Annotated in this window: 13 protein-coding genes; 5 read left to right on the top strand and 8 right to left on the bottom strand. The window is 68.9% G+C overall.

Going from position 1 to position 12864, the window contains the following annotated elements; translation table 11 throughout:
- Positions 1-12 precede the first annotated feature (12 nt).
- A complete protein-coding gene (locus ACLJOO_RS37450) occupies positions 13-3021 on the top strand; it encodes a hypothetical protein (RefSeq protein WP_410792426.1) in 3009 nt (1002 codons plus the stop codon).
- Positions 3022-3074: 53 nt separating this feature from the next.
- On the opposite strand, the gene ACLJOO_RS37445 is transcribed toward ACLJOO_RS37450, so the two are convergent.
- Positions 3075-3977 carry a neutral zinc metallopeptidase gene (locus tag ACLJOO_RS37445; RefSeq protein ID WP_410792425.1) on the bottom strand — a complete coding sequence of 301 codons (903 nt, stop codon included), beginning with the start codon at positions 3975-3977 and terminating at the stop codon, positions 3075-3077.
- Between the two features lie 64 nt (positions 3978-4041).
- Here ACLJOO_RS37445 and abc-f point away from each other — a divergent pair, with 64 nt between their 5' ends.
- Together abc-f and ACLJOO_RS37435 are read left to right on the top strand one after the other, a co-directional pair.
- Positions 4042-5640 (top strand): ribosomal protection-like ABC-F family protein, encoded by a 1599-nt coding sequence (gene abc-f / locus ACLJOO_RS37440; RefSeq protein ID WP_410792424.1) that lies wholly within the window; start codon positions 4042-4044, stop codon positions 5638-5640.
- 24 nt (positions 5641-5664) lie between these two features.
- Positions 5665-6435, top strand: coding sequence for an enoyl-CoA hydratase/isomerase family protein (locus tag ACLJOO_RS37435; protein WP_410792423.1), 771 nt, complete (start codon positions 5665-5667; stop codon positions 6433-6435).
- Here ACLJOO_RS37435 and ACLJOO_RS37430 read toward each other — a convergent pair.
- Genes ACLJOO_RS37430 through ACLJOO_RS37420 form a run of 3 tightly spaced genes read right to left on the bottom strand, consistent with a single transcriptional unit; the run spans position 6432 to position 7644 of the window.
- Positions 6432-6875 carry an SRPBCC family protein gene (locus ACLJOO_RS37430; protein WP_410792422.1) on the bottom strand — a complete coding sequence of 148 codons (444 nt, stop codon included), beginning with the start codon at positions 6873-6875 and terminating at the stop codon, positions 6432-6434. The genes ACLJOO_RS37435 and ACLJOO_RS37430 overlap by 4 nt on opposite strands.
- Entirely contained in the window at positions 6872-7207 is a 336-nt protein-coding gene (locus tag ACLJOO_RS37425; protein WP_410792421.1) for an ArsR/SmtB family transcription factor, read from the bottom strand. The genes ACLJOO_RS37430 and ACLJOO_RS37425 overlap by 4 nt, the downstream gene beginning before the upstream one ends.
- Positions 7204-7644, bottom strand: a complete 441-nt coding sequence (locus tag ACLJOO_RS37420) for an SRPBCC domain-containing protein (RefSeq protein WP_410792420.1) — start codon at positions 7642-7644, stop codon at positions 7204-7206. Before ACLJOO_RS37420 ends, ACLJOO_RS37425 begins: the two co-directional genes overlap by 4 nt.
- 131 nt (positions 7645-7775) lie before the next feature.
- On the opposite strand from ACLJOO_RS37420, the gene ACLJOO_RS37415 reads away from it, so the two are divergent.
- Positions 7776-9674 (top strand): ABC transporter ATP-binding protein, encoded by a 1899-nt coding sequence (locus ACLJOO_RS37415; protein ID WP_410792419.1) that lies wholly within the window; start codon positions 7776-7778, stop codon positions 9672-9674.
- Complete coding sequence (locus tag ACLJOO_RS37410; RefSeq protein ID WP_166679771.1) at positions 9674-9850, top strand: hypothetical protein; 177 nt, start codon at positions 9674-9676, stop codon at positions 9848-9850. The genes ACLJOO_RS37415 and ACLJOO_RS37410 overlap by 1 nt, the downstream gene beginning before the upstream one ends.
- Here the strand turns inward: ACLJOO_RS37410 and ACLJOO_RS37405 are convergent.
- The 4 genes from ACLJOO_RS37405 to ACLJOO_RS37390 all read right to left on the bottom strand — a co-directional run bounded on the left by ACLJOO_RS37405 (position 9847) and on the right by ACLJOO_RS37390 (position 12844).
- On the bottom strand, positions 9847-10389 hold the full coding sequence (locus tag ACLJOO_RS37405; protein WP_410792418.1) for a GNAT family N-acetyltransferase: 543 nt from the start codon (positions 10387-10389) through the stop codon (positions 9847-9849). The genes ACLJOO_RS37410 and ACLJOO_RS37405 overlap by 4 nt on opposite strands.
- A 55-nt stretch (positions 10390-10444) precedes the next feature.
- Positions 10445-10948, bottom strand: coding sequence for a hypothetical protein (locus ACLJOO_RS37400; protein WP_410792417.1), 504 nt, complete (start codon positions 10946-10948; stop codon positions 10445-10447).
- Between the two features lie 64 nt (positions 10949-11012).
- Entirely contained in the window at positions 11013-11768 is a 756-nt protein-coding gene (gene uppS / locus ACLJOO_RS37395) for a polyprenyl diphosphate synthase (protein ID WP_410792416.1), read from the bottom strand.
- On the bottom strand, positions 11768-12844 hold the full coding sequence (locus ACLJOO_RS37390) for an ATP-dependent DNA ligase (RefSeq protein WP_410792415.1): 1077 nt from the start codon (positions 12842-12844) through the stop codon (positions 11768-11770). The genes uppS and ACLJOO_RS37390 overlap by 1 nt, the downstream gene beginning before the upstream one ends.
- Between the last annotated feature and the right edge of the window lie 20 nt (positions 12845-12864).

Raw genomic sequence — 12864 nt, 5'->3', positions numbered from 1 at the left:
TATGGAGGAGCGATGGTAAGGACGAATGAGCCTGCGCAGGCGGCGCGGTTGCCGCAGCGGCGTCAGGGGAGTCCGGGCGCGGACCGGCTGAAGGGCTTCGTCGCGCTGCTCGCGATCCTGGCGATCGTCGGAGGCGTGCCGTACGTGCTGCTGCGGTTCTTCGGTACGCCGTGGCCGGAGAAGATGCCCAGCAAGAGCATGCTGTTCAGCGAGCTGAGCGTCGAGACGGTGCTCGGCATCATCGCGTTCTTCATCTGGCTCGCCTGGCTGCACTTCGTCGTCTGCCTGATCGCGGAGGCGGCCGCGGAGATCCGCGGCCACGGTCTTTCCCCACGCGTCCCGCTCGGCGGCGGCTCGCAGGTGCTGGCGCGCCGGCTGATCGGCACGGTCGTCCTGATCGCGGCGGGTGCCGGCGTCAGCCTGCCGGTCGCGAGCGCGGTCACCACGAGCGGCCCGGCCGCCCCGACGTCCGTGAGCGTGCGGCACGGCAACGAGCAGTCCTCGACGTCGCAGTTCCGCCAGACCGAGGCAGCCAGCACGGTGCTCAGCGGCAGCCACCAGCAGTCGAAGACGAGTGTCGGCGTACGGACGAACAACGACCACAAGGGTCAGGTCGTCAAGTACACCGAGGTCCGTCCGCCGCAGGGCCGGAACTACGACTGCCTGTGGGACATCGCGGAGCGGTATCTCGGTGAGGGCCGCCGGTACAAGGAGATCTACGACCTCAACAAGGACAAGCTCCAGCCCGACGGCCGCCGGCTGACGAACCCGGACCTGATCCTGCCGGGCTGGCAGGTGCGGCTGCCCGCCGACGCCAAGGGCCCGGGCGTGCACACGGTCCGCGTGAGCATCGGCGACCCCACGACCATCAAGCCCACCACCAAGACGGTCAACACGAAGACGACCCCGGCCAAGCCGAAGACGACGGTCGAGAACAAGACCGAGACCCGGACGACGCCCGAGCAGAAGCCGGTCGGTCCGGGCCGCTACTCGGAGCAGGGCATCGAGAAGCCCTCGTCCGTCGTCATCGGCAGCGCCAAGAACGACCCAGGCGCGAAGAACGTCAAGCCGGGGGAGCCGAACGTCACCGTCGAGCCGCACGCTCCGGGGGCCGGTCACGAGCACGGCGAGCCGGCCGGCGGCGGCACTCAGGTGCCGGAGGCAACTCCGGTCGCGGCCGACGACGGCATCAGCCTGAAGGACGCCGGGATCTTCGGCTTCGGGGCGACGCTGCTCGCGGCCGGTCTGGCGCTGGCGCTGAAGCGGCGCCGCGGCTGGGCACAGGGCCCCGGCCCGAAGGCTGCCGGTCACCGGCAGACCGAGATCGGCTTGCGGCTCGCGTCGGACGTCCCGACCGCGCAGTTCGTGGACAACTCGCTGCGCAAGCTCGGCGCCGACATGACGCAGCTGAACCGGCCGATGCCGAATGTGGTCGCCGCGCTGGTGACCGACCGGTCGCTCACGCTCGTGCTCGACCCGTACGGCGCGCAGGGCGAGCCCCCCGGTCCGTGGCAGGCGATTGCCGAGGGCACCCGGTGGACGCTGCGCCGCGGGTACGGCCCGAGTGGTGAGGTCAACGCGCCCGCGCCGTACCCGACACTGGTGACGGTCGGCCAGAACGCGGACGGCGCGACGGTGCTGATCGACCTCGACACCGCGAACGGGATCGTTGCGTTCGGCGGCGTGAACAACGCGTCCCGCGACGTGGTGGGTTCGCTCGCGGTCGAGCTGGCCACGAACCTGTGGTCCGAGGGCGCGCACATCAGCATGGTCGGGTTCGGCGACGACCTGTCGTCGCTCGCGCCGACGCGGCTGAGCTACTGGATCCGCCTCGACGACGCGGTGGCCCAGGTCGTCCGCCGTACCGAGGCGCAGGTGCAGGCCTGCCAGCGGCGGAACGCCGGTTCCGTGGCGGAGGCCCGGATGACGCATCCGGACGCGGCGCTGTGGGGCTCGGAGATCATCTTCGTGTCCGCGCCGCCGTCGCCGGAGGAGCAGGACCAGCTGAACCGGCTGGCCGCGGACACCAAGCGCAGCATCTCGGTGGTCGTGGTCGGCGATGTGATGAACTCGCCGTGGCGGTTCGTCGTGGACGAGAAGAACCAGGCCGTCTGCAGGTTGCTCGGCCTCGAGGTCGACGCGCACAGCGTCAACCCGGAGCAGTTCGCCGACCTGGTCGCGCTGTTCGACGCGGCCGAGTTCGACGCCCGCGACAAGCGCCGGTCCGAGCAGGACATGCCGGCGTACGAGTTCTCCACCACGGACCTGAGCCAGCCGGCACCGGTCGAGGTCGACCTGCTCGGTCCGGTCGAGGTGGACGCCCGCGGGGTCATCGACGACGGCCGGATCACGCTGTCGACCGAGATCATCGCGTTCCTGGCCAGCCAGGACTACGGCGTACACCCGAACGTGCTCGCCGGGGCGATCTGGCCGCGTGGCATCAGCGAGGAGCTGCGCGACGCGGCGCTGGAGCACACCCGGCGCTGGGTCGGTGTGGACGCGATGTACGCCGACGAGTCGGGCCGCTGGATGCTCAACCGCAGCGTCGTCCGGGTCGACTGGGACGTGTTCCGCACGCTGGCGAAGCAGGCGTCGATGGTCGACGACCCGCGTGGCCCGCTGTCGACGGCGCTCAGCCTGGTGCACGGCCCGGCCTGGTCGAACCTGCCCGGCGGCCGCTACTCGTGGCTCGCCGCGTCCGGGATCGAGCGCCGGATGGCGGAGGCCGTCGTCGACGCCGCGCTGCGGCTCGCCGAGTCGTCCCTCAGCCACAACGACGGCAACCTGGCCCGCACGGCCCTCCAGACCGGCCTCAGCTTCTCGCCGGCCTCGGAGGAACTGTGGCGCGCCACCCTCCGCCTGGCAGCCCACTTCGGCACCACCGCCGACGTCACCAACGTGGCCGGCCAGATGTACGCCGCCCTCACCAAACACGGCGGCCCCCGCGGCCCCGAGGCCGAAACCGACGCCCTCGTCGACGAACTCCTCCCCGGCTACCACCGCCCCGCCCAGGTCGCCTGACAGCTACAAACACGAAGCCGCCCGGTAAGTTGCCGGGCGGTTTCGTGTTGCCGTCAGAGAGTTGAGGCGGACCAGGTGTCGCAGGTGGTCATGTCGCCGGAGTCCATGCCGGCTTTGAACCACTTCATGCGTTGTTCGGCGGTGCCGTGGCTGAAGCTTTCCGGGGTGACCTGGCCCTGGGTCTTCGACTGGATGCGGTCGTCGCCGACCGAGGCGGCGGCGTCCAGGCCGCGGGCGATATCGTCCTCGCTGAGCTCGGTGATGAGCGGCTGGCCGCTCGAGTTCGGGACCGTGGTGGCGTGGTTGGTCCAGATCCCGGCCAGGCAGTCGGCCTGGAGCTCGGAGCGGACCGCGTCGGACGTCGGGCCGTTGCGGGTCTTGATCCGGCCGAGGATGCCGTACAGGTTCTGGATGTGGTGGCCGTACTCGTGCGCGACGACGTACGCCTCGGCGAACTCGCCGCCGCGGGCGCCCAGGTCCTTCTGCAGCGTCTCGAAGAACCCGATGTCCAGGTACACCCGCTTGTCCGGCGGGCAGTAGAACGGGCCGACCGCGCTGGTCGCCGGGCCGCAGCCGGTGTTCACCGAGCCCTCGAACACCCGCATCGGCGCGCGGGTGTACTTCTTGCCGCGCCGGGGGAGCTCCGCGGCCCAGAAGCTCTCGATCGAGTTCTGGTAGAACACGAACCGGCAGTCCGAGTTCGACTGCAGGTCGGTGCCCTTCTTGCAGGAGCCCAGGTTGCCGGCCGCCGTGTTCTGCGTGACCGGTTCGTCGCTGCCACCTCCGCCTGGCAGGCCGCCGGTCAGGAGCAGGATCACGACGAGCAGGATGATGCCGCCGATGCCACCGCCGACCGGGATCATCCCGCCGGGCATCCCGCCGCCACGTCCGCCGCCACTCCCACGGGTGTCCTCGACGCCACTCGTGTCGAGATCCGCGTCCGGATTGAATTTCATGCCACATACACTAGATCAGCACACTCGGCTGAAGCTCTAGCGAAAAGGACCCCTACGAACCCCGATGATCACTGTCTCCAATCTCGAGGTTCGTGTTGGTGCCCGTCAGCTGCTCGCGCCCGCCTCGTTCCGGGTCGGCCCCGGCGACAAGGTCGGGCTGGTCGGCCGCAACGGCGCCGGTAAGACGACACTGACCAAGATCCTCGCCGGCGAAGGGCTGCCGGCCAGCGGTTCCGTGACGTCCTCGGGCGAGATCGGCTACCTGCCGCAGGACCCCCGCACCGGCGATCTCGAAGTACTGGCCCGGGACCGGATCCTGTCCGCGCGCGGCCTGGACGACGTCGTACGGCGGTTGCGCTCCGCCGAGAAGTCGATGGCCAGTGCGGACGAGAAGACCCGCGCCAAGGGCATGCGGCGGTACGAGCGTGCCGAGGCGGAGTTGCACGCCGCCGGTGGGTACGCCGCCGAGTCCGAGGCGGCCCGGATCGCGGCCAACCTCGGCCTCCCGGACCGCGTCCTCGGCCAGCCGCTGTCGACCCTGTCCGGCGGTCAGCGTCGCCGCGTCGAGCTGGCCCGGATCCTGTTCGCGCAGGCTGAGACGCTGCTGCTCGACGAGCCGACCAACCACCTGGACGCCGACTCGATCATCTGGCTGCGCGACTTCCTCAAGTCGTACGCCGGCGGCGTGATCATGATCAGCCACGACGTGAACCTGCTGCAGGACACCGTCACCCGGGTCTTCCACCTGGACGCGAACCGGGCCGAGATCGACGTCTACAACGTCGGCTGGAAGGCGTACCTGCTCCAGCGGGAGACCGACGAACGCCGCCGCAAGCGCGAGCGGGCGAATGCGGAGAAGAAGGCGACCCAGCTGGTCGACCAGGCGAACAAGATGCGCGCCAAGGCGACCAAGGCGGCCGCGGCCCAGCAGATGCTGCGGCGGGCCGAGCGGTTGATGTCCTCGCTCGAGGACGAGCGCAAGCAGGATCGCGTCGCGAAGATCGCCTTCCCGACACCGGCGCCGTGCGGCAAGACGCCGCTGATGGCGCGGGAGTTGTCGAAGTCGTACGGCTCGCTGGAGATCTTCACCGACGTCGACCTGGCGATCGACAAGGGCTCGCGGGTCGTCGTCCTCGGGCTGAACGGCGCCGGGAAGACCACGCTGCTGCGGATCCTCGGCGGGATCGAGAAGGCGGACACCGGCGAGGTGATCGACGGCCACGGCCTCAAGCTCGGGTACTACGCCCAGGAGCACGAGACCTTGGACGTGAACCGCACGGTCTTGGAGAACATGAAGACCGCCGCCCCGGACCTGAACGAGACGCAGGCGCGCAGCGTGCTCGGCTCGTTCCTGTTCACCGGCGACGACGCGGACAAGCCCGCCAGGGTGCTGTCCGGCGGCGAGAAGACCCGTCTCGCCCTGGCCACCCTGGTCGTGTCCGCGGCGAACGTCCTGCTGCTCGACGAGCCGACCAACAACCTGGACCCGGCGTCCCGCGCCGAGGTGCTGAACGCGATCCGCTCGTACACCGGCGCGATCGTCCTGGTCACCCACGACGAGGGCGCCGTCGAGGCCCTCGAACCCGAGCGCGTCGTCCTGCTGCCCGACGGCGTCGAAGACCTCTGGACCAACGAGTACGCCGACCTGATCTCGCTTGCCTGATTACTCCGAAGTAATGTTCGGTGCATGACGGATCTCGGACTGCGGTTGACGGTGGACGGACCGGTCGCGCGTGTGGTGCTCGACCGTCCGGAGGTGCGCAACGCCCAGACGCCCGCGATGTGGAGTGCGCTGGCCGATTTCGGTACGGCACTGCCGGCCGACGTCCGCGTGGTGGTCGTGTCGGGGGAGGGGCCGTCGTTCTCGGCCGGTCTGGACCGCCGGCTGATCATGGGCGAGAACGATCTCGGTCAGGAGCCGCTGCTCACTCTCGGCGCCAAGCCCACCGACGAGGTCCTCGAGCTGATCGCGAAGTTCCAGTCCGGGTTCTCCTGGCTGCGGCGGCCCGAGATCGTCAGCATCGCCGCGGTGCAGGGCCATGCGGTCGGCGCCGGGTTCCAGCTCGCCTTGGCCTGTGACCTCCGGGTCGTCACGCCCGACGCCCGCTTCAGCATGCGCGAGCCGTCCCTCGGGCTGGTGCCGGACCTCGGCGGTACGAAGCCGCTCGTCGAGCTGGTCGGCTATTCGCGGGCGCTGGAGATCTGCGCGACGAGCCGCTGGGTCGAGGCCGCGGAGGCGAAGGAGCTCGGCCTCGCGAACATCGTCGTACCGGCGGACGAGCTGGAGGCGACGGTGAAGGATCTGTCCGACGCGTTGCTCGGCCCGCTGCCCGGCGCGATCCGCGAGACCAAGGCGTTGCTCCTCGGTGCCGCGGACCGCACGTACGACGACCAACTCAAGGCCGAGCGTGAGGCCCAGGAGCGCCGGTTGAAGGAGCTCCTGGCCGCACTCGGTTAGTGCCAGTTGCTGACCAGTACGTCGTGCGGCGCGGGCTCGCCCTTGCCGGTTTCGACGTACTGCTTGAGGCTCATCAGGAACGTTGCCCACTTGGTGCTGCAGTGGTACATGAACTCGACCGGCTCCCGCCAGCCCGCCTGCTTGAACAGGATGATCGTGTACTCGTCGGTCTGGGACAGCTCGAAGGTGACGTGCGTGCCGATCCACTCGTCCGGGCCGCCGACGACCTCCCAGTGGACCAGTTCACCGGGCTTGGTCTCGACGACCTTCATGTCGAAGCCGTCGCCGCCCGCTGTGGCGAAGCGGAACTGGATCACGCCGTCGGGGTCGCCGACCGTGTCCTCGGTCCACCAGCCGGCCAGGCCGTCGATCGTGGTGAGTGCGGCGAAGACGTCCTTCGGGGACGCGATGATGCCAACTCGGTGCAGGATGTCGCTCATTGGAGTTTCCTCTCGGCTTGTTCGATCGCCTCGGCGATGCGCTTGATGCGTTGCAGCCGCCGGTCCCAGGCGTCGGTGACGTCGGTCAGCTGGTTGATCGCGCGGGCGAGGCGTTCCTCGTCCACGGTGTAGCGGCGTTCCCGTCCGGACGGCGTGGAGTGCACCAGCCCGGCCCGGTCGAGTACGCCGAGATGCTTCGCGACCGCTTGCCGTGTGACGGGCAGTTGCTCGCTGAGACTGGTCGCCGTACCGCCGCCGCCCGCGAGCAGCAGGTCGAGCATCCGCCGCCGGGTCGGGTCGCCGATCGCCGACCAGAGCTCGTCGTCGATCACGGCCGCTGCGCCAACTTCTCGGCGTACGGCGGGATGCGGGGAAGGAAGTAGTCCCAGCCGGTCGTGTGGTCGGCGAGCATCTCGTCGGATTTCGACGCCTCGTCGTACCCGGTCTCGGCGAACCGCAGCAGCGTGCCGCCGTCGGTCGGGACCACGTCGAAGGTGACCAGCAGCGAGTTCTCCGCGGTGGCGGTCTCGCCCGTGTACGCCCAGCGGAAGGAGAAGCGTCGCGGCGGGTCGGCCTCGACGACCGTCAGCGGTTCGACCTTGTCCCCGTCCGGCCGGCGGAAGGTGATCTGACCGCTCGCGCCGGGCACCGGGTCGAGGTCGAACTCGTCCGGCCACCACTCACGCAGGTGCTCCGGCGAGCTGATCACCTCGTAGACCACCTCTGGGCTAGCCTCCACCCGGATCTCCCGCTCGATGCTCCTGGTCATTGCTTCCGTCCTTTCGCAACCTTTGGTTGCATGTGACTCTAGACCAGGTCGCGCCGATGCGCAACCAAAAGTTGCGGGAAGCGCGGAGTGACCTCGAGTGTTATGAAGGTTCAGCACAGGGAGGGAGCCGGATGTCGGGAATGATGCGCCCAGGAATGGGCGCGATGGGCTGGCGGCGTCAGGACTCGTCGGTCCTCGAGCAGAAGCTCGCCAAGGGCACGCTGCGGCGGATCGTCCGGTTCGCCAGGCCGTTCCGCTGGCACATCACGGCGTTCCTGCTGCTGGTGATCGTCTCGGCGGTGCTGGTGATCGCGTCGCCGCTGCTGTTCAAGAAGATCGTCGACGACGGGATCTCCAAGGGGAACGCCGGCCTGGTGACCGCGCTGGCCCTGGTGGTCGCGTTGCTCGCGGTCGTGGAAGCGGCGCTGGGTCTGGTGCAGCGCTGGTTCTCGGCGCGGATCGGTGAAGGGCTGATCTTCGACCTGCGCACGAAGGTGTTCGCGCACGTGCAGCGGATGCCGGTCGCGTTCTTCACCCGGACCCAGACCGGAGCGCTGGTCTCGCGGCTCAACAACGACGTGATCGGCGCCCAGCAGGCCTTCACGTCGACACTGTCCGGTGTCGTCTTGAACGTGATCAGCCTGATCCTGGTCATCGGCGCGATGCTCGTGCTGAGCTGGCAGCTGACCGTGGTCGCGATCCTGATGCTGCCGATCTTCCTGATCCCCGCGCGCGTCCTCGGCCGCCGCCTGGCCGCGATGACGCGGGAACAGATGAACCTCAACGCCGAGATGTCCACCTCGATGACCGAGCGCTTCAGTGTCGGCGGCGCGCTCCTGGTCACCCTGTTCGGCCAGCCGCGACTCGAGAACGCCGACTTCGGCGAGCGGGCTGGGCGGGTCCGCGACCTGGGCATCCGGATCGCGATGCTCGGCCGCGTATTCTTCACGGCGCTGACCCTGGTCGCCGCGCTGGCCACAGCCCTCGTGTACGGCGTGGGCGGCAACCTGGCCGTCCGCGAGACGTTGACGATCGGCACGCTGCTCGCGCTCGTCGCCCTGCTCGGCCGGCTGTACGGTCCGCTGACCGCACTCTCCAACGTCCGCGTCGACGTGATGACCGCGCTGGTGTCGTTCGAGCGGGTCTTCGAGGTGCTCGACCTCGAACCGATGATCAAGGACGCCCCGGACGCCAAGGACCTGACGGCCGACGCGGCAAGCGTCGAGTTCGAGCATGTCGCGTTCGCGTACCCGACGGCCGAGCAGGTCTCGCTGGCCAGCCTCGAGTCCGTCGCGGTCCTGGACAAGCGCGTGTCGGCGCAGGTGCTGGAGGACGTGAGTTTCGTCGTACGGCCCGGACAGATGGTCGCGCTGGTCGGCCCGTCCGGAGCCGGCAAGACGACCATCACCAACCTGGTCGCGCGCCTGTACGACGTGACCGGGGGAGCGGTGCGCGTCGGCGGTCAGGACGTCCGCGACGTCACGCTGCAGTCCCTGCACGACACGATCGGGTACGTCACGCAGGACGCGCACATGTTCCACGACACGATCCGCGCCAACCTCGGCTACGCGAAACCCGACGCGACCGAGGACGAGATGGTCGCCGCGTTACAGGCCGCGCAGATCTGGGAGTTGGTGTCCGCGTTGCCGGACGGGCTGGACACCGTGGTCGGCGATCGCGGTCACCGGCTGTCCGGTGGCGAGCGGCAACGACTCGCCATCGCCCGGTTGTTGCTGAAGGCCCCGAAGATCGTCGTACTCGACGAGGCGACCGCGCACCTCGACTCGGAGTCCGAGGTCGCCGTTCAGCGGGCGCTGGACACCGCGCTCGAAGGGCGTACGTCGCTGGTGATCGCGCACCGGTTGTCGACGGTGCGGAACGCGGACCTGATCCTGGTGGTTGACCACGGCAACATCGTCGAGCGCGGCACGCACGAGCAGTTGCTCGCGGCCGGCGGCGAGTACGCTGATCTGTACCACACGCAGTTCGCGGATTCCGACACAATCACCGGCACAGCGGCAGGTGTCTGATGATCAAGCTGGGGCTCGTTCTGGCGGCCGGGTACGCCGGCTTCAAGGTCGCGTACCACTCCGAGGACGGCCGCCACTACGGCCGAACCGGCGAGCGCGCGATCCGCACCACGCTGTCACTACTCATCGCCAGCCTCGCCGGCGGCGTCACGTACGCGGCTCTGCTCCAGCACTAAACTGTGCGGAGGCCGACCGAGTGGTGCCGCCAGAAGGCCTCCGCGTAGACCAGGGTGCCGGTCATCCATGGTTCATGCGCCGGGAACCTGATCACCTGGAAGGCGCCGTCCGGGATGCGCAGGGACGGCTTTCGGAAACCCAGGGCACCGGCGGGCTCGAAGCCGAGCCGCGAGTAGAAGCCCGGATCGCCCTCCAGAAAGACAAGCGGAACATCCCGCTCGGCAAGGACCGCCAAACCGTGCCGGACGAGGGCAGAGCCGATACCGCGCCGGTGGAACTCAGGTAGCACGCCCAGGGGGCTGAGGACCTGGACATCGACCAGCCGGCGATCTGCATCGAGAAGACTGCGCGTGAACATGACATGGCCGACCACCTGGCCGTCGTGCTCGGCGACCAGCGAGAGGCCGCCCTCAGATGTGATCGTGTCCCGCAGGGTGTCGACCAGGTCAGCCACTACAGGCCCGTGGTCACCGAATGCCTGCAGATGAACATCCCGCACGGCCTGTCGGTCGCTCCGACGTTCTTCGCGAAGATCCATGCCCGGAGGGTAGAGCCGGTCCGGGTGGCTCGCACCCGGTTTTTGGTGAGCGGTACTACGTGGCCGTGGCCGGCCGGGAGTCGTGCTCCAGTAGGTGGAGAACCGGTACGCCGAGGTGTCGGCGGGCCGAGTTGGTCCAGTCGAGGTGGAAGAACTCCGCCACGATGTGCGGCCGCGTCAGGATGATGACCTCCTGGCCGTGGACGTGCTGCACGGTCGCGACCAGCGCGTCGATCGGCCGGTCGTGCGTGATGCCACCCTCGGCGGCCTGGCCGAGATCGCGGAGCCGCTGGACGCTCCGCCCGCTGCAGCCCTTGGCCTCGGAGTCGATCGCCTTCTGCGCCTCGGCGAGGTCCTGACGCTGACCGGCCAGGCCCGGCCCGTAGAGGTCCGCGGTCCCGAGGGCGCTGATCGAGGCCTCGACTCCGGCCTCCGCGTTGTGGCAGGGCACCAGCACGTGGTACGTGACCGGATCGGGCATGTCCTGATGCAGTTCGACGACGCGCTTCGCGTCGGGCTCGGACAGTTCCTGTTCGACGAGCAGTACGACGTCGTACATCGTGCCACCTCCGTGCTTACCAGTCGGTATACCCCCATGATGCCTCTTCAGCGGCGCGAAGTATTCAACTGGATCGTTCCAGTCTGCGCCGTCCGTAGGTGCGGAGCGCCCGGAGCAGGTCCACCTCGCGGAACGCCGGCCAGTAGAGGTCGCAGAACTCGATGTCCGAGCGGGTTGCCTGCCAGAGCAGGAAGTCCGACATCCGCAGCTCGCCGCTGGTCCGGATGACCAGATCCGGGTCAGGCAGGCCGGGTACGTACAGGTGCCGGCCGATCTCTTCCTCGGTCAGCCCGTCCGCGATCTCCTCCAGCGAACGCCCTTCCGCCGCCGCGTCGTCGAGCACCGACCGTACGGCGTCGACCACCTCGAGCCGGCCCGAATACCCGATCGCGAGCGTCAGGTCACCGGCGTTGCGGTCGCGGCTCAACTCGACCGCTTCCTTCAACGCGCGGGCCGTTGAATCAGGCAACAGGTCCAGCTGGCCCGCGACGTGCAGCCGCCAGCGGTGGTCACGGCGTACGTGATCGGCCAGCACGCTCTCGGTGAGCTCCATCAGGTAGTCGACCTCGGCCGAGTCGCGTTTGCGCAGGTTGTCGGCCGACGCGACCCACGCCGTGACACAGGTGACTCCGGCGTCCGAGCTCCACTGCAGGAACTGCTCCAGGTGCTTGGCGCCGAAGCGATGACCGATACGTACGTCGTCGTACCCGGCGCCGCGGGCCCAGCGGCGATTGCCGTCCATCACGATCGCGACGTGCTCCGGCTTCGGCAGGCCGACGAGCTGGCGGCGGAGGCGGCGCGTGTAGAGGCTGTAGAGCATCAGCGCTGGGCGCTCGACAGTACGTCGGCCAGGTCGAACTTGATCGGCTCCTCCAACTGCTCGTACGTGCAGGACTCGGGGGTGCGGTCCGGGCGCCAGCGGACGAACTGTGCGGTGTGCCGGAAGCGGATGCCTTCCATGTGGTCGTAGCGGACCTCGACGACCCGCTCGGGGCGCAGGGGAGTGAAGGACAGGTCCTTGCCTGCCTGCCACCGGCTGCCCTCGGCGTTGCGCGGCGTACGGACGCCTTCTTCCTGCTTCGCCCACGCCCACGGGTGCTCGTCGAAGGTCGTGACGAGCGGCTGCATCTCCTCGAAGAGCTCCTTGCGGCGCTCCATCGGGAATGCGCCGATCACGCCGACGCTCGCCAGCGTGCCGTCGTCGTTGTACAGCCCGAGCAGCAGCGAGCCGATCCGGTCCGGGCCGCTCTTGTGCAGGCGATAGCCCGCCACCACGCAGTCCGCCGTACGCTCCGGCTTGATCTTGAACATCACCCGCTTGTCCGGCTGGTACATCCCGTCCAGCGGTTTGGCGATCAGCCCGTCCAGGCCGGCGCCCTCGAACTGCTGGAACCACTGCGCGGCCGTGTCGTGGTCGGCGGTGGCGGGGGTGACGTGGATGGGTTCCTTCACGTTCGCGAGCGCGTCGATCAGCGCCGTACGGCGTTCGCTGAACGGGCGCTCGGTGTAGTCGTCGTCACCGAGCGCCAGCAGGTCGAACGCGACGAACCGGGCCGGGGTCTTCTCGGACAGCATGTTCACGCGGCTCGCGGCAGGGTGGATCCGCTGCTGCAGCACCTCGAAGTCGAGCCGGTCGCCGGACTCGCCGATCACGATGATCTCGCCGTCGATCGCGCAGCGCTCCGGGAGATTCGCCTTCACCGCCTCGACCAGCTCGGGGAAGTACCGCGTCATCGGCTTCTCGTTCCGGCTGCCGATCTCCACCTCGTCCCCGTCGCGGAAGATGATCGACCGGAACCCGTCCCACTTCGGTTCGTAGGACAGGTCCCCGCGCGGGATCTCCTTGACCGGCTTGGCGAGCATCGGCTTGACCGGCGGCATCACAGGCAGTCGCATTCCTGCATTGTGTCCCACCC

This window comes from Kribbella sp. C-35 (assembly GCF_046549195.1).
Classification (GTDB): Bacteria; Actinomycetota; Actinomycetes; order Propionibacteriales; family Kribbellaceae; genus Kribbella.
This window is presented reverse-complemented; position numbering and strand designations above follow the sequence as displayed.

What these genes read in the sequence shown, in the direction of transcription:
- ACLJOO_RS37450 (WP_410792426.1), top strand. Translation starts at nt 13, where the DNA reads ATGGTAAGGACGAATGAGCCTGCGCAGGCGGCGCGGTTGCCGCAGCGG.
- ACLJOO_RS37445 (WP_410792425.1), bottom strand. Translation starts at nt 3,977, where the DNA reads ATGAAATTCAATCCGGACGCGGATCTCGACACGAGTGGCGTCGAGGAC.
- abc-f (WP_410792424.1), top strand. Translation starts at nt 4,042, where the DNA reads ATGATCACTGTCTCCAATCTCGAGGTTCGTGTTGGTGCCCGTCAGCTG.
- ACLJOO_RS37435 (WP_410792423.1), top strand. Translation starts at nt 5,665, where the DNA reads ATGACGGATCTCGGACTGCGGTTGACGGTGGACGGACCGGTCGCGCGT.
- ACLJOO_RS37430 (WP_410792422.1), bottom strand. Translation starts at nt 6,875, where the DNA reads ATGAGCGACATCCTGCACCGAGTTGGCATCATCGCGTCCCCGAAGGAC.
- ACLJOO_RS37420 (WP_410792420.1), bottom strand. Translation starts at nt 7,644, where the DNA reads ATGACCAGGAGCATCGAGCGGGAGATCCGGGTGGAGGCTAGCCCAGAG.
- ACLJOO_RS37415 (WP_410792419.1), top strand. Translation starts at nt 7,776, where the DNA reads ATGTCGGGAATGATGCGCCCAGGAATGGGCGCGATGGGCTGGCGGCGT.
- ACLJOO_RS37410 (WP_166679771.1), top strand. Translation starts at nt 9,674, where the DNA reads ATGATCAAGCTGGGGCTCGTTCTGGCGGCCGGGTACGCCGGCTTCAAG.
- ACLJOO_RS37405 (WP_410792418.1), bottom strand. Translation starts at nt 10,389, where the DNA reads ATGGATCTTCGCGAAGAACGTCGGAGCGACCGACAGGCCGTGCGGGAT.
- ACLJOO_RS37400 (WP_410792417.1), bottom strand. Translation starts at nt 10,948, where the DNA reads ATGTACGACGTCGTACTGCTCGTCGAACAGGAACTGTCCGAGCCCGAC.
- uppS (WP_410792416.1), bottom strand. Translation starts at nt 11,768, where the DNA reads ATGCTCTACAGCCTCTACACGCGCCGCCTCCGCCGCCAGCTCGTCGGC.
- ACLJOO_RS37390 (WP_410792415.1), bottom strand. Translation starts at nt 12,844, where the DNA reads ATGCGACTGCCTGTGATGCCGCCGGTCAAGCCGATGCTCGCCAAGCCG.